This window comes from Pseudomonas svalbardensis, from assembly GCF_030053115.1.
Lineage (GTDB): Bacteria > Pseudomonadota > Gammaproteobacteria > Pseudomonadales > Pseudomonadaceae > Aquipseudomonas > Aquipseudomonas svalbardensis.
Genome location: NZ_CP125619.1, coordinates 1852260 through 1867958 on the forward strand (window position 1 = coordinate 1852260; position 15699 = coordinate 1867958).

16 protein-coding genes are annotated in these 15699 nt (G+C 59.5%); all 16 read left to right on the forward strand.

Annotated features, from left to right (window positions below; all coding sequences use genetic code 11):
* Nucleotides 1-66 precede the first annotated feature (66 nt).
* The 16 genes from fliN (at nucleotide 67) to QFX16_RS08515 (ending at nucleotide 15693) form a co-directional block, all read left to right on the forward strand.
* Nucleotides 67-525: a flagellar motor switch protein FliN gene (gene fliN, locus QFX16_RS08440; RefSeq protein ID WP_129442187.1), complete on the forward strand. Its 459-nt coding sequence runs from the start codon at nucleotides 67-69 to the stop codon at nucleotides 523-525.
* Entirely contained in the window at nucleotides 526-972 is a 447-nt protein-coding gene (gene fliO / locus QFX16_RS08445; protein WP_283183566.1) for a flagellar biosynthetic protein FliO, read from the forward strand. It begins immediately after the preceding gene.
* Nucleotides 972-1730: a flagellar type III secretion system pore protein FliP gene (fliP, locus tag QFX16_RS08450; RefSeq protein WP_283183567.1), complete on the forward strand. Its 759-nt coding sequence runs from the start codon at nucleotides 972-974 to the stop codon at nucleotides 1728-1730. Before fliO ends, fliP begins: the two co-directional genes overlap by 1 nt.
* Nucleotides 1727-1996, forward strand: a complete 270-nt coding sequence (fliQ, locus tag QFX16_RS08455) for a flagellar biosynthesis protein FliQ (RefSeq protein ID WP_007948918.1) — start codon at nucleotides 1727-1729, stop codon at nucleotides 1994-1996. Before fliP ends, fliQ begins: the two co-directional genes overlap by 4 nt.
* A gap of 3 nt (nucleotides 1997-1999) precedes the next feature.
* Complete coding sequence (gene fliR, locus QFX16_RS08460) at nucleotides 2000-2782, forward strand: flagellar biosynthetic protein FliR (protein ID WP_283183568.1); 783 nt, start codon at nucleotides 2000-2002, stop codon at nucleotides 2780-2782.
* A gap of 3 nt (nucleotides 2783-2785) precedes the next feature.
* Nucleotides 2786-3925 (forward strand): flagellar biosynthesis protein FlhB, encoded by a 1140-nt coding sequence (gene flhB, locus QFX16_RS08465; RefSeq protein WP_283183569.1) that lies wholly within the window; start codon nucleotides 2786-2788, stop codon nucleotides 3923-3925.
* Between the two features lie 177 nt (nucleotides 3926-4102).
* Entirely contained in the window at nucleotides 4103-4762 is a 660-nt protein-coding gene (locus QFX16_RS08470; RefSeq protein ID WP_283183570.1) for a hypothetical protein, read from the forward strand.
* A gap of 235 nt (nucleotides 4763-4997) precedes the next feature.
* Nucleotides 4998-7127, forward strand: coding sequence for a flagellar biosynthesis protein FlhA (gene flhA, locus QFX16_RS08475; protein WP_283183571.1), 2130 nt, complete (start codon nucleotides 4998-5000; stop codon nucleotides 7125-7127).
* A gap of 11 nt (nucleotides 7128-7138) precedes the next feature.
* Nucleotides 7139-8467, forward strand: coding sequence for a flagellar biosynthesis GTPase FlhF (flhF, locus tag QFX16_RS08480; protein ID WP_283183572.1), 1329 nt, complete (start codon nucleotides 7139-7141; stop codon nucleotides 8465-8467).
* A gap of 116 nt (nucleotides 8468-8583) precedes the next feature.
* The gene (gene fleN / locus QFX16_RS08485) at nucleotides 8584-9414 is read left to right on the forward strand and encodes a flagellar synthesis regulator FleN (RefSeq protein ID WP_008001746.1); all 831 of its coding nucleotides are present in this window, start codon (nucleotides 8584-8586) and stop codon (nucleotides 9412-9414) included.
* Complete coding sequence (gene fliA / locus QFX16_RS08490; RefSeq protein ID WP_007894214.1) at nucleotides 9411-10151, forward strand: RNA polymerase sigma factor FliA; 741 nt, start codon at nucleotides 9411-9413, stop codon at nucleotides 10149-10151. Before fleN ends, fliA begins: the two co-directional genes overlap by 4 nt.
* Before the next feature lie 167 nt (nucleotides 10152-10318).
* Nucleotides 10319-10690: a chemotaxis response regulator CheY gene (locus QFX16_RS08495; RefSeq protein WP_003183998.1), complete on the forward strand. Its 372-nt coding sequence runs from the start codon at nucleotides 10319-10321 to the stop codon at nucleotides 10688-10690.
* Nucleotides 10691-10720: 30 nt separating this feature from the next.
* On the forward strand, nucleotides 10721-11509 hold the full coding sequence (locus QFX16_RS08500; RefSeq protein ID WP_046046370.1) for a protein phosphatase CheZ: 789 nt from the start codon (nucleotides 10721-10723) through the stop codon (nucleotides 11507-11509).
* Nucleotides 11510-11523: 14 nt separating this feature from the next.
* Nucleotides 11524-13773, forward strand: a complete 2250-nt coding sequence (locus tag QFX16_RS08505; RefSeq protein WP_283183573.1) for a chemotaxis protein CheA — start codon at nucleotides 11524-11526, stop codon at nucleotides 13771-13773.
* Between the two features lie 49 nt (nucleotides 13774-13822).
* Nucleotides 13823-14953: a protein-glutamate methylesterase/protein-glutamine glutaminase gene (locus QFX16_RS08510; protein ID WP_283183574.1), complete on the forward strand. Its 1131-nt coding sequence runs from the start codon at nucleotides 13823-13825 to the stop codon at nucleotides 14951-14953.
* Complete coding sequence (locus tag QFX16_RS08515) at nucleotides 14953-15693, forward strand: flagellar motor protein (protein WP_283183575.1); 741 nt, start codon at nucleotides 14953-14955, stop codon at nucleotides 15691-15693. Before QFX16_RS08510 ends, QFX16_RS08515 begins: the two co-directional genes overlap by 1 nt.
* Nucleotides 15694-15699: the final 6 nt, after the last annotated feature.

Consider the following 15699-nt stretch of genomic DNA (forward strand, 5'->3'; position numbering starts at 1 on the left):
CTCCAAACCCCCTGTGCTTTTAACTGACGGCTCCTGATTGAATGGATGCCCGCCGAGGACAAATTGATGGCTAACGATATGAACACCCAGGACGACCAGGCGCTGGCCGATGAATGGGCTGCTGCCCTGGAAGAAACCGGCGACGCCGGGCAGGACGACATCGACGCCTTGCTGGCCGCCGACGCCGCCAGTTCGCCGTCCAACCGTCTGCCGATGGAAGAGTTCGGCAGCGTGCCTAAAAACAACGAACCGGTCACCCTGGACGGTCCGAACCTGGACGTGATTCTCGATATCCCGGTGTCGATTTCCATGGAAGTTGGCAGCACCGACATCAATATCCGCAACCTGCTGCAGCTTAACCAGGGGTCGGTGATCGAGCTCGATCGTCTGGCCGGTGAACCGCTGGACGTGTTGGTCAACGGCACGCTCATCGCCCACGGTGAAGTGGTGGTGGTCAACGAGAAGTTCGGCATCCGCCTGACCGACGTGATCAGCCCAAGCGAACGCATCAAGAAGCTGCGCTGAGTGAAAAAGGTTCTGGGGTTAGCGCTTGCCTTGCCGTTCAGCGTTATGGCTGCCGAGCCGGTGGCGACGGCTGCCAGCGCCGCTGCACCCGCGGTCAGCAGCGGTGTAGCCGGGCAATTGACACAGTTGGTGTTCGGTTTGCTGCTGGTGCTGGGGTTGATCTTCTTCCTCGCCTGGTTGCTGCGTCGGGTGCAACAGGCCGGGCCGGCCGGCAAGGGGCAGGTGATCGAGCTGATCGGTTCCCGCGCGCTCGGCCCGCGTGACCGTCTGATGCTGGTGCAGGTCGGCAACGAGCAGATTCTGCTTGGCTTGAGCCCCGGCACCATCACCGCGTTGCATGTGCTCAAGGAGCCGGTGCAAGTGCCCAGCGGGACTGAAAAAGCGACCCCCGAGTTTGCCCAGCGCCTGATGGAGCTGATGGGCAAGGATCAGAAGGATAAGAAGTAATGGGTGCGTTACGCATCGTCTTGACGCTGGCCCTGATGCTGGCCGCGCCGCTGGCGTTCGCCGCCGATCCGTTGTCGATCCCGGCGATCACCCTGGGTACCAATGCCGAAGGCGCTCAGGAATATTCGGTCAGCCTGCAAATTCTGCTGATCATGACGGCGCTGAGTTTTATCCCGGCGTTCGTCATGCTGATGACCAGTTTCACCCGGATCATCATCGTCTTCTCGATCCTGCGTCAGGCCCTGGGCCTGCAGCAGACACCGTCTAACCAAATCCTCACGGGCATGGCGCTGTTCCTGACGCTGTTCATCATGGCGCCGGTATTCGACCGGGTTAATCAGGACGCCTTGCAGCCGTATCTGGCGGAGAAACTCACCGCTCAAGATGCCGTGGCCAAGGCGCAGGTGCCGATCAAGGACTTCATGCTCGCCCAGACCCGCAGCAGCGATCTGGAGTTGTTCATGCGCTTGTCCAAGCGCACTGATATCGCGTCGCCGGATCAGGCGCCGCTGACGATTCTGGTTCCGGCGTTCGTCACGTCCGAACTGAAAACCGCGTTCCAGATTGGCTTCATGATCTTCATTCCGTTCCTGATCATCGACCTGGTCGTGGCCAGTGTCCTGATGGCGATGGGTATGATGATGCTCTCGCCGCTGATCATTTCCCTGCCGTTCAAGATCATGCTGTTTGTGCTGGTGGATGGCTGGGCGTTGATCATCGGTACGCTGGCGAGCAGCTTCGGCGGTGTATCGCCATGACGCCAGAAGTTGCGGTAGACATCTTCCGGGAAGCGCTGTGGCTGACCACCATGATGGTTGCCGTGCTGGTGATTCCGAGTTTGCTCGTGGGCCTGTTGGTGGCGATGTTCCAGGCCGCTACGCAGATCAACGAACAGACCCTGAGCTTTCTGCCGCGTCTGCTGGTGATGCTGGTGACGTTGATCGTCGCCGGTCCGTGGCTGGTGCAGACCTTCATGGAATACATCCTGCAGTTGTACGGCAGTATTCCTCAGGTCATCGGCTAAACCATGTCGCTGCTCCAGCTGACCGATACCCAGATCAGTACCTGGGTGGCGACGTTCATGCTGCCGCTGTTTCGTATCGGTGCCTTGCTGATGGTCATGCCGGTTTTCGGCACGACCCTGGTGCCCACGCGGGTGCGCCTTTATTTCGCCTTGGCGATTACGTTGGTCATCGCTCCCGGCCTGCCGCCGATGCCGCCGGTCAATGCGCTGGACTTGAGCGGGCTGCTGCTGATTGCCGAGCAGATCCTCGTCGGTGCAGTGTTGGGTTTCTCCTTGCAGCTGTTCTTCCAGGCCTTTGTGGTCGCGGGTCAGATCGTCTCCATTCAGATGGGCATGGGCTTTGCTTCGATGATCGACCCTACCAACGGCGTCTCGGTGGCGGTGATCGGGCAGTTCTTCACCATGCTGGTGACGCTGTTGTTCCTGTCGATGAATGGCCATCTGGTGGTATTCGAAGTCCTCACTGAAAGCTTCACTACGCTGCCGGTCGGTAGCGGGTTGATGGTCAATCATTTCTGGGAGCTGGCCGGCAAGCTCGGCTGGGTCCTCGGTGCCGCGCTGTTGCTGGTGTTGCCAGCGATCACTGCGTTGCTGGTGGTCAACATCGCCTTTGGCGTGATGACCCGGGCTGCGCCACAGCTGAACATCTTTTCCATCGGCTTCCCGCTGACGCTGGTACTCGGGCTTTTCATCGTCTGGGTCGGGCTGGCGGACATTATCAATCAGTATCAACCGCTGGCTTCCGAGGCCTTGCAGTTGTTACGCGAACTGGCACGGGCGCGCTGAGTCATGGCTGAGAGCGAAAGCGGTCAGGACAAAACAGAAGACCCCACGGACAAAAAGAAAAAGGACGCCCGTGAGAAGGGAGAGATTGCGCGCTCCAAAGAGCTGAATACCCTGGCGATCATGCTCGCCGGCGCTGGTGGCCTGCTGATTTTCGGTGGTGCGCTGGCGCAGGACCTGATGGAACTGATGCGCCTGAACTTCTCGCTGTCGCGGGAGGTGCTGTTGGATCAGCGCTCCATGGGCATCTATCTGCTGCACTCGGGGCAGATTGCCTTGCTGGCGATTCAGCCAGTGATGATCACTTTATTGCTCGCTGCTCTGATCGGGCCGATTTCGCTGGGTGGCTGGTTGTTCTCCGCCGGCACCATGGCGCCCAAGTTCAGTCGCATGAACCCCGGCGCCGGCCTCAAGCGCATGTTCTCGTCCAAGGCCATAGCGGAACTGCTTAAGGCCCTCGCAAAATTTTTCATCGTGTTGTTCGTGGCCCTGGCGGTGTTGTCCTCGGACATCGATGACCTGCTGCGCATCGCCCATGAGCCCTTGGACATGGCGATCATTCACAGCCTGCAAGTGGTCGGCTGGAGCACCCTGTGGATGGCCTGCGGGCTGATCATCATCGCCGCCGTGGACGTGCCGATACAGCTCTGGGAAAGCATCAAGAAACTGAAGATGACCAAGCAGGAAGTGCGCGACGAGCACAAAGACCAGGAAGGACGGCCGGAGGTCAAACAACGGATTCGCCAGCTGCAGCGCGAAATGTCCCAGCGCCGGATGATGGCGGCGATCCCCGACGCCGATGTGGTGATCACCAACCCGACCCACTACGCCGTAGCGCTCAAGTACGACCCGGACAAGGGTGGGGCGCCGATGCTGATCGCCAAGGGCAGCGACTTCCTTGCCTTGAAGATCCGTGAAATCGCTGTGGCCAACGAAGTGCTGCTGCTTGAGTCGCCGGCACTGGCGCGTTCGATTTACTACTCCACCGAGCTTGACCAGGAAATTCCCGGCGGGCTCTACCTTGCCGTCGCCCAGGTGCTCGCTTACGTCTACCAGATCCGCCAGCATCGCGCCGGCAAGGGTAAGCGCCCGGATCCGCTCAAGGACGACCTGCCGATTCCGCCGGATTTGCGGCGCGATTCCTGAGAGCCGCCGTCCGTCTGAAAACGCTATGTACCTGTTAGTTCTGACAGTAGACACACTTCCTCTTAAGCGTTGTCATGGCCTTGGGAATTCTCCCGTTCGATGTCCTTGCTATGGTCGTTCAATGAGTGGATTGATCACTATGGATGGGCGTTCATTTAGGCATTTGAGGTTACGGTCATGGCAGAGCGTGAATACAGAAAGCTTCAAGGGATGGCGTTGGAATTTGTTTCGGGAGTCCTGGAGGAGGATCCGCTCGAGCGCACGATCAGTTACTCGGCTACGTTCGGCATGACGCTGGACTTTACGCATTTTGTGCAGATGGCCAATGCATATATTCCGGGTTATCTGAACAGCCCTATCAATGCGATTCGCCCCGAACTGGACGGGTTCGGCTACCACTATGCATACAATTACTTCTTCGGTGCTGCTGGCAATATTGGTGATAACCGCGCGTTGTTCGATGTCTTCACATCCCCTCGTTATTACATGGATCAGTGGTCAAGTGGAGGGCTGGAGGAGTGTTATCACAAACCGCAATTCAGTGTGGTCGATGGCCGTTTGCAAGTTGTTGCGCGCAAGGACTTTCGTTGGGAGGACAAGCGTGAGATCAACGTCGAAGACCTGCCGGTCATTCCCTTTCAATGGGCGCTTAACCTCATGCTGGGGCACGACCTTTCTGGTCAGAAGGCACCTTTAACCATCGTGGTGCTCGGTTACGCTGAGGAGGATTTTGTAGAGGTGGAAGGTCTTCAAATGCATAGAGGTACGCGGTACATGGTCGGCAAGTCGCTTCATCTCGGTCCGATCCACAAAGAGCAGATTCTGACGGCGCGTTAATCCCTTTTGTAGCAGCTGTCGAGCCTGCGAGGCTGCGTCCGGCGGCGCAGCAGCCGTGAAACCTTACGAGGAGTTCGTCGAGCGCGATCCCGCCTCGAACGCTCGACAGCTGCTACAAAAGCTCAATAAATCCCTCTATTCCCCGCCTCCGCAAAAGTTGGAAGGCTTCTTGCAGTACCCGTCCCGCGCCCGCTTTCGGCGTCAAAAAGTTTGCTTCAAGGAACGGGGAATACCGGTGGATCGCTCTCAGTTACTCAACAGTGCTCGCACAAACGTTGCCGACTTAAGTCGGGGCAATCTGGGTGTGCCGTTGCTGCTGCTGGTCATGCTGGCGATGATGATGTTGCCGATCCCGCCGTTCCTGCTGGACGTGTTCTTCACCTTCAACATTGCCTTGTCGATCGTGGTGTTGCTGGTCTGCGTTTATGCCTTGCGACCGCTGGATTTCGCGGTGTTTCCGACCATTCTACTGGTGGCGACGCTACTGCGGCTGGCGTTGAACGTGGCCTCCACGCGGGTGGTGATGCTCCACGGTCAGGACGGTCACGCCTCCGCCGGTAAGGTGATCCAGGCCTTCGGCGAGGTGGTGATCGGCGGTAACTACGTGGTCGGTATCGTCGTCTTCGCGATTTTGATGATCATCAACTTCGTCGTGGTGACCAAGGGTGCCGGGCGGATTTCCGAGGTGAGTGCGCGTTTCACCCTCGATGCGATGCCCGGTAAACAAATGGCGATCGACGCCGACCTCAACGCTGGTCTGATCGATCAGGCTCAGGCCAAGGCCCGTCGTTCGGAAGTCGCCCAAGAGGCGGAGTTCTACGGTTCCATGGACGGTGCCAGCAAGTTCGTTCGCGGTGACGCCATTGCCGGCCTGCTGATTCTGTTCATCAACCTGATCGGCGGCATGGCGGTCGGTATCTTCCAGCACGGCATGACCTTCGGCGATGCCGGTCGGGTGTACGCCTTGTTGACCATCGGTGACGGTTTGGTGGCGCAATTGCCATCACTGCTGTTGTCGACTGCCGCAGCGATCATGGTGACTCGTGCGTCCGGCTCGGAAGACATGGGCAAACAGATCAATCGCCAGATGTTCGCCTCGCCGAAAGCGTTGGCAGTGGCGGCGGGTATTATGGCGGTCATGGGCCTGGTGCCCGGCATGCCACACTTCTCCTTTCTCAGCATGGCGGCCCTGGCGGCCGGCGGCGCGTACCTGTTCTGGAAGAAGCAGAACGTGGTCAAGGTTCAAGCTTTGCAGGAGGTCAAGCGTCAACAGGAACTGCTGCCATCGCCGGCTCGCGCTCAGGAAACCAAGGAGCTTGGCTGGGATGACGTCACTCCGATCGACATGATCGGCCTGGAAGTCGGCTACCGGCTGATTCCGCTGGTGGACCGCAATCAGGGTGGTCAGTTGCTGGCGCGGATCAAGGGTGTGCGCAAGAAGCTGTCCCAGGATCTGGGCTTCCTGATGCCGACCGTGCATATCCGTGACAACCTCGACCTGGCGCCGAGCGCCTACCGCCTGACCCTGATGGGGGTGATCCTGGCTGAAGCGGAGATTTACCCGGACCGCGAACTGGCGATCAACCCGGGGCAGGTCTACGGTACGCTCAGCGGCATTACCGCCAAAGATCCGGCTTTCGGTCTGGAGGCGGTCTGGATCGAAGTCAGCCAGCGTGCCCAGGCGCAATCCCTCGGTTACACCGTGGTCGATGCCAGTACGGTAGTGGCAACCCACTTGAACCAGATTCTGTACAAACACTCGAGCGAGTTGATCGGTCACGAAGAAGTGCAGCAGCTCATGCAATTGTTGGCCAAAAGCTCGCCAAAACTGGCCGAAGAGCTGGTGCCGGGTGTGGTGTCTCTGTCGCAGCTGCTCAAAGTATTGCAGGCGTTGCTGGCCGAGCAGGTGCCAGTACGGGACATTCGCAGCATTGCCGAAGCCATCGCAAACAATGCCAGCAAGAGTCAAGATACTGCCGCGCTGGTGGCCGCGGTTCGCGTTGGCGTATCCCGCGCAATCGTCCAAAGCATTGTAGGCACTGACTCCGAGCTGCCAGTGATCACCCTGGAGCCAAGGTTGGAACAAATATTGCTCAATAGTCTTCAGAAGGCAGGACAAGGCTCGGAAGAGGGTGTTCTGCTGGAGCCAAGCATGGCTGAGAAACTGCAACGCTCGTTGATCGATGCGGCGCAGCGTCAGGAAATGCAAGGTCAACCGGTGATTCTGTTGGTAGCCGGTCCGGTTCGCGCGATGCTGTCGCGATTCGGCCGATTGGCAGTCCCGGGTTTGCATGTGTTGGCTTACCAGGAAATTCCTGACAACAAGCAAGTGACCATCGTTGCGACAGTAGGGCCCAACGGCTGAGGTAGTGGTTTATGCAAGTTAAGCGTTTTTTCGCCGCCGATATGCGTCAGGCCATGAAACTGGTTCGTGATGAGCTGGGCGGTGATGCCGCCATCATTGGCAACCGCCGGATCGCCGGTGGTGTCGAGCTGACGGCTGCCCTGGATTACAAGTTGTCGGCGCTGGCCCCGCGCGTTCCGAACATGGAACTCGAAGACGAGCTGCGCAAGACCCAATCGCGGATCGTCACCGCCCAGGCCGAACTGAGCCTGCGCAGCGATGGCGAGAGCGATAAGTCCACCAATCGCCAATTGTTCGCCGGCCTGCCACTGACCGCCGCCGAGCCGCTGATCGAGCCAACCTACACCGAACCCCGTCGTCCTGCACCGGCTGCGGCACCTGCCTCCGGTGGCGTCGACCCACGGGCGTTCGACTCGATGCGTTTCGAACTCAACAGCCTGCGCGAACTGATGGAAGTGCAACTCGGCTCCCTGGCCTGGAATCAGCTGCAAGGCAGCCGTCCGGCCCAGGCCAATCTTTGGCGTCGCCTGCAACGCATCGGTCTGTCCGGCCCGTTGTCGCGTGATTTGCTGGCGCTGATTACCGATATTGAAGAACCTCGTCAGGCCTGGCGCATGTTGCTGGCACACCTGGCGCGGATGATCGCCACACCGGAAGTCGAGCCTTTGGAAGAGGGCGGCGTGATTGCCATGGTCGGCCCCGCCGGCATGGGCAAGACCACCACCCTGGCCAAACTCGCGGCCCGTTACGTGCTCAAGTACGGCGCGCAGAATATCGCGCTGGTCAGCATGGACAGCTACCGTATTGGTGCTCAGGAACAACTCAAGACGTTGGGCCGGATCCTCAATGTGTCGGTGACGCATGTCGATCCGGGCCAATCGCTGGTGCAGGCGCTGGAGCCCTTGCTGCGCAAACGCGTGGTGCTGATCGATACCGCGGGCCTTCAGGCCAGCGATCCGGCACTGCGCATGCAGCTCGAAAGCCTGGCTGGTCGTGGCATCAAATCAAAAAATTATCTGGTGTTGGCAACCACCAGCCAGAAACAGGTTCTAACGGCCGCTTATCACAGTTACAAGCGTTGTGGGCTCGCTGGCTGCATCCTGACTAAACTGGATGAAACGGCAAGTCTGGGCGAGGTGTTGAGCCTGGCCATCAGTCATGAATTGCCGGTGGCCTACCTGACCGATGGCCCGCGGATTCCGGATGATTTGCATCTACCGCGTCGTCATCAGTTGGTCAGTCGCGCCGTCAGCGTGCAAATGCAAGAAGAACCCAGCGAAGAAGCCATGGCTGACATGTTCGCTGATATTTACCACAGCCCGACCAAGCAGGTCGGCTGAGGTATTAATGAACAGTTTTTGTACCTACATCGATGGTCTGCCATGCATTGTTCAGTTAGTGAACGCGCAGCCAGTAATGTGGCCTCCGTCTAAGTAAGACAAGGTAAAGAAAATTCATGGGCAGCATGCATCCCGTACAGGTGATCGCGGTGACCGGCGGCAAAGGTGGCGTCGGGAAGACTAACGTGTCAGTGAACTTGTCCCTGGCTCTAGCTGAGCTCGGCCGGCGCGTCATGCTGTTGGACGCCGATCTGGGGCTGGCGAACGTCGACGTCCTGCTGGGACTGACACCCAAACGTACTTTGGCCGACGTGATCGAAGGCCGCTGCGAGCTGCGCGACGTACTGTTGCAAGGCCCTGGCGGCATTCGCATCGTCCCGGCCGCGTCCGGCACACAGAGCATGGTTCATTTGAGCCCGGCCCAACACGCCGGCCTGATCCAGGCGTTCAGCGATATCGGCGACAACCTCGACGTGCTGGTGATCGACACCGCTGCGGGCATTGGAGACTCGGTCGTCAGTTTCGTTCGCGCAGCGCAAGAAGTCTTGCTGGTGGTCTGCGACGAACCGACCTCGATCACAGATGCCTACGCACTGATCAAACTGCTGAACCGCGATTACGGCATGAACCGCTTCCGGGTCCTGGCCAACATGGCCCAGAGCCCGCAGGAAGGTCGCAACCTGTTCGCCAAGTTGACCAAGGTCACGGATCGCTTCCTTGACGTCGCCTTACAATACGTCGGCGCGGTGCCTTACGACGAAAGTGTGCGCAAGGCTGTGCAGAAGCAGCGCGCCGTTTACGAAGCCTTCCCGCGGTCCAAGTGCTCACTGGCGTTCAAGGCCATTGCACAGAAGGTCGATACCTGGCCGCTGCCTGCCAACCCGCGTGGGCACCTGGAGTTTTTCGTCGAGCGCCTCGTGCAACAAACGGCAGGACCCGTGCTATGACAGCCAGTGGCTACAACCTCTACAAGAAGTCGGCACGTGACGCGCAGTACGAGCTGATCGAGCGTTACGCGCCACTGGTTAAACGCATTGCCTACCACTTGCTGGCGCGTCTGCCAGCCAGTGTTCAGGTGGAAGATCTGATCCAGGCCGGGATGATCGGCCTGCTTGAAGTGTCGACCAAATACGACGCCAGCAAAGGCGCGAGTTTCGAGACGTACGCGGGCATTCGAATCCGTGGCGCGATGCTCGATGAAGTACGCAAGGGGGACTGGGCGCCACGTTCGGTCCACCGCAATACCCGGATGGTCAGCGACGCCATTCGCTCGATTGAAGCTAAAACCGGCCGTGACGCTAAAGATCACGAGGTTGCGGCCGAACTCCAATTGAGTCTCGACGATTATTACGGGATTTTGAACGACACCCTGGGCAGCCGCTTATTCAGTTTCGACGATCTGTTGCAGGACGGCGAACACGAAGGGCTGCACGAGGATGGCGCCAGTGCTCATCTGGAGCCGTCGCGCGATCTGGAAGATGAACGCTTCCAGGCAGCGCTGGCGGACGCGATTGCCAATTTGCCGGAGCGTGAGCGACTGGTGTTGGCGCTGTACTACGACGAAGAGTTGAATCTCAAGGAAATCGGTGAGGTCCTGGGGGTCAGCGAATCTCGGGTCAGCCAGTTACACAGCCAGTGCGCGGCCCGTTTGCGGGGGCGTTTGGGGGAGTGGCGAGCGCGCTGAAGGCAGTGTGGGGACACTGCGAACGCGGCTGGTGGGGTGTTGAACCGTACCGGTCCCGATCTGTTGTGCTCCAGACAGTCATTGAGTGCTTTGCCGGATTGATTGAAATGGCGCGTCCAGGTGCTGGGCGCGTTTAAGACTGCTTGGAGGTCGAATTGGACAAGAACATGAAAATCCTCATCGTTGATGACTTCTCAACGATGCGGCGGATCATTAAAAACCTGTTGCGTGACCTTGGGTTCACCAACACGGTCGAGGCCGACGATGGCACTACTGCCATTCCGGTTCTCAACAGCGGCAGCATCGACTTTCTGGTAACAGACTGGAACATGCCTGGCATGACCGGTATCGATCTGCTGCGCCACGTGCGTGCCGATGAAAAGCTCAAGCACCTGCCGGTGCTGATGGTGACCGCTGAAGCCAAGCGCGAGCAGATCATCGAGGCAGCCCAAGCCGGTGTTAACGGCTATGTGGTCAAGCCTTTCACGGCCCAGGCGTTAAAAGAAAAAATCGAGAAGATTTTCGAACGCATCGGTTGATGTGCGAAGCCACTGCGCCACGGGGGAGCTATGGAGCATAACGAGTCTTCACAGGGCGATTTCGAATCGACTCTGAAAAAACACGCGGTCGAACTGGTCGAAAGCCTTGAAAAAGGCAGGTTCGGCGACGCTGTGCAACTGATCCATGAGCTCAATCAGACCCGTGACCGTGGCCTGTATCAGGAAGTGGGCAAGCTCACTCGCGAGCTGCATAGCGCGATCGTCAATTTCCAGATTGACCCGCACATGCCACAAGCCGAGGAAGTCTCGCAGATCACGGATGCCACCGAGCGTCTGGGGTATGTGGTCAAGCTGACCGAGGCTGCTGCCAACCGCACCATGGACCTGGTGGAAAACGCCACGCCGCTGGTCAACGGCCTGAGCAACGAAGCCCAAGCCTTGAGCACCGACTGGGGACGGTTCATGCGTCGCGAAGTCGGGGCTGAAGAGTTCCGCGAGCTGGCCCGGCGAGTCGACGGTTTCCTGACACGCAGCAGCGAAGACAATCGCGTTGTGTCGAGCAACCTCAACGACATTCTGCTCGCTCAGGATTACCAGGACCTCACCGGTCAGGTGATCAAGCGCGTGACCCAATTGGTCACCGAAGTTGAAAGCAACCTGCTCAAGCTCGTGCTTATGGCCAGTCAGGTGGACCGCTTTGCGGGCATCGAACATGACCGTGAAGCGATGCTGGCAGAAAAAGATCCGCAAAAACATCTCTCTCAGGGTGAAGGTCCGCAGATTCATGCCGATAAAAGAGAAGACGTTGTGTCCGGTCAGGACGATGTAGACGATTTGCTTTCCAGCCTTGGATTCTAGGAGCACCCCTACACATGAGCTTCGGCGCCGATGAAGAGATCCTTCAGGATTTCCTGGTTGAGGCCGGCGAGATTCTAGAGCAACTGTCCGAACAGCTGGTCGAGCTTGAAAGCCGACCTGATGATGCGGACTTGCTCAATGCAATTTTTCGCGGTTTTCACACTGTAAAAGGAGGCGCCGGCTTCCTCCAGCTCAACGAGCTGGTGGAGTGCTGTCACATCGCCGAGAACGTGTTCGACATCCTGCGCAAGGGTGAACGTCGCGTCGACTCGGAACTGATGGACGTGGTTCTCGAAGCGCTGGATGCGGTGAACGGCATGTTTACCGAAGTCCGCGAGCGCACCCCGATCACGGCTGCCACGCCTGAACTGCTGGCAGCTCTGGCCCGTCTGGCCGAGCCGCAAACCGCCGATGAAACGGCACCGGTCGCCGAGGTGGTGGAAGAACCTGCCGCCGAGAGCGAATCGGGTGACATCACCGATAACGAATTCGAACAACTGCTGGACTCGCTGAACGCCGTCAAGGCTCAGGCAGAAGCCCCGGCGGCTGTGCCGGCGCCGAGCAGCAATGCAGCGGGCAGCGACGAAATTACCGATGCCGAGTTCGAGTCGTTGCTCGATCAACTGCACGGTAAAGGCCAGTTCGCCGTCGATGCGGTGGCCCCGGCGCCAGCCGCACCGGCTGCCCCGAAAGCGGCAGGCGACAGCTCCGATATCACCGACGACGAGTTCGAAGCACTGCTCGATCAGCTGCACGGCAAGGGTAACTTTGCCGTTGATGCGCTGGAATCGGCCATTGCTGCGGTGCCGGCCCCGGCTGCGCCCACCGCTAAAGCGGCTGGGGGCGATCTGATCTCCGATCACGAGTTCGAATCGCTGCTCGACGAATTGCACGGCAAAGGCAAGTTCACTGAAGTCGGTACCGCGTCGGGCGCCAGCGCTTCGGTTGCGGCGCCCATTGCCAAGGCTGTTGCACCGAAACCCGTTGCCAAAGCGCCCGAGCCTAAAGCCGAAGCGCCGAAGCCTGCCGCTGCTGCTGCCCCGGCTCCGGCTCGTGCTCCGTCCGCGCCGCCACCGGAAAAACCGGCCAGCGAAGCCGAGACCACCGTGCGGGTCGATACCGCGCGTCTCGACGAAATCATGAACATGGTCGGCGAGTTGGTACTGGTGCGTAACCGCTTGGTCCGTCTGGGCCTCAACAGCGGCGACGAAGCCATGTCCAAGGCCGTGTCGAACCTCGACGTGGTCACGGCCGACCTGCAAACCGCGGTCATGAAGACCCGGATGCAACCGATCAAGAAGGTCTTCGGGCGCTTCCCGCGTCTGGTTCGCGACCTGGCTCGCCAGCTCAAGAAAGAGATCAACCTGGAACTGGTCGGCGAAGAAACCGACCTCGACAAGAACCTCGTCGAGGCCCTGGCCGACCCGCTGGTCCACTTGGTGCGCAACTCGGTCGACCACGGTATTGAAGAGCCGGCCGAGCGTGAAGCGATGGGCAAGCCTCGCAGCGGCAAGGTGATCCTGTCCGCTGAACAGGAAGGCGACCACATCCTGCTGTCGATTTCCGATGACGGCAAGGGCATGGACGCCGATGTTCTGCGCGGCATTGCCGTGAAGAAAGGCTTGATGGACAAGGATGCAGCGGATCGCCTCAGCGAAACCGATTGCTTCAACCTGATCTTCGCGCCGGGTTTCTCGACCAAGACCGAAATTTCCGATGTCTCCGGACGCGGCGTGGGCATGGACGTGGTGAAAACCAAAATCGCCCAGCTCAACGGCACCATCAATATCTATTCGACCAAGGGCAAGGGCTCGAAGATCGTCATCAAGGTCCCGTTGACCCTGGCGATCATGCCGACGCTGATGGTCATGCTGGGCAACCAGGCGTTTGCGTTCCCGCTGGTGAACGTCAACGAGATCTTCCACCTCGACCTGTCGCGCACCAACGTGGTGGACGGCCAGGAAGTGGTGATCGTGCGGGACAAGGCGCTGCCATTGTTCTACCTCAAACGCTGGCTGGTCAGCTCCGCCGCTCATGAAGAGCAGCGCGAAGGCCATGTGGTGATCCTTTCGGTGGGCACTCAGCGGATCGGCTTCGTCGTCGATCAACTGGTGGGCCAGGAAGAAGTGGTCATCAAGCCATTGGGCAAAATGCTCCAGGGAACCCCGGGCATGTCCGGCGCCACCATCACCGGTGACGGCCGCATTGCGCTGATTCTCGATGTTCCGAGCATGCTCAAGCGTTACGCCGCACGGCGTATTTGATTCTGGTGGAGCGGGGCGACTGAGCCTCGCTCCGTCTAACGGAGTGTTTATGGCAGTTAAAGTCCTGGTGGTGGACGATTCGGGGTTTTTCCGCCGCCGCGTCTCGGAAATTCTTTCAGCGGATCCGAATATCCAGGTCGTCGGCACGGCGACCAACGGAAAAGAGGCGATTGATCAGGCGCTGGCCCTCAAGCCAGACGTAATCACCATGGATTACGAGATGCCGATGATGGATGGCATCACGGCAGTGCGGCACATCATGCAGCGCTGCCCGACCCCGGTGTTGATGTTCTCCTCGCTGACCCACGAAGGCGCTCGGGTAACCCTCGACGCGCTGGACGCTGGCGCGGTGGATTTCCTGCCGAAAAATTTCGAAGACATCTCCCGTAACCCGGAGAAGGTCAAGCAACTGCTGTGCGAGAAGATTCTCAGCATCTCGCGCAGTAACCGTCGCGCCAACACCTACAGCGCTCCGGCACCTGTCGCCGCACCCGCCCCGACGCCTGCACCTGCCAGCGTCAGCAGCTACGGCAGCAGTGCGCCTGCGCGTCCGGCACCGGCTCCGATTCCGGCGCGTACGTACGCGCCAGCCTCGTCGTCGCCAACGCCGAAACGCAAAGCCTACAAACTGGTCGCCATCGGTACGTCCACTGGCGGCCCGGTTGCCCTGCAGCGGGTTCTGACCCAATTGCCGGCCAATTTCCCCGCACCGATCGTATTGATCCAGCACATGCCAGCTGCCTTTACCAAGGCCTTTGCCGAGCGTCTGGACAAGCTCTGCCGCATCAGCGTCAAGGAAGCCGAGGATGGCGACATCCTGCGTCCGGGCCTGGCGCTGCTGGCGCCGGGTGGCAAGCAAATGATGATCGACGGCCGTGGCGCGGTGAAGATCCTCCCGGGCGACGAACGTCTGAACTACAAGCCGTGCGTGGACATCACCTTTGGTTCCGCGGCCAAGTCTTACGGTGACAAAGTTTTGGCGGTCGTATTGACCGGCATGGGCGCCGATGGTCGCGAAGGCGCGCGTCTGCTCAAGCAGGGCGGCAGCTCGATCTGGGCTCAGGATGAAGCCAGCTGCGTGATCTACGGCATGCCGATGGCCATCGTCAAAGCCGAACTCGCCGACGCGGTGTACGGGCTGGACGATATCGGCAAGCATCTGGTCGAGGCTTGTATTTGATGGATGTTTTAAGCCTCATCGGGATCATCATGGCGTTCGTCGCCATCATTGGCGGCAACTACCTTGAAGGCGGCCACCTCGGCGCCTTGGCCAACGGCCCGGCGGCGTTGATCGTTATCGGCGGAACCGTCGGTGCGGCGCTGCTGCAGTCACCGATGAGCGCCTTCAAGCGCTCCATGCAGATACTGGCCTGGATCCTGTTCCCTCCACGCATCGACCTCGCCGGTGGCGTCGATCGCGTCGTCAACTGGAGCCTGACCGCACGCAAGGAAGGCCTGCTGGGTCTGGAAGGGGTGGCCGACGCCGAACCTGACAACTACTCGCGCAAAGGTCTGCAACTGCTGGTGGACGGCGCCGAGCCGGAAGCGATTCGCAGCATCCTGGAAGTGGATTTCTACACTCAGGAAAGCCGCGACATCGAAGCCGCCAAAGTCTTCGAAAGCATGGGCGGCTACGCGCCGACCATCGGCATCATCGGTGCGGTGATGGGCCTGATCCACGTGATGGGCAACCTGGCCGATCCATCGCAACTGGGTAGCGGCATTGCCGTGGCCTTCGTCGCGACCATCTACGGCGTGGCCAGTGCCAACCTGGTGCTGCTGCCGATTGCCGCCAAACTCAAGTCCGTCGCTTTGCGGCAGTCGCGTTATCGCGAAATGTTGTTGGAAGGCATTCTGTCGATCGCCGAAGGTGAAAACCCTCGCTCTATTGAGTTGAAGCTTCAGGGCTTCATGGATTGATGGGGG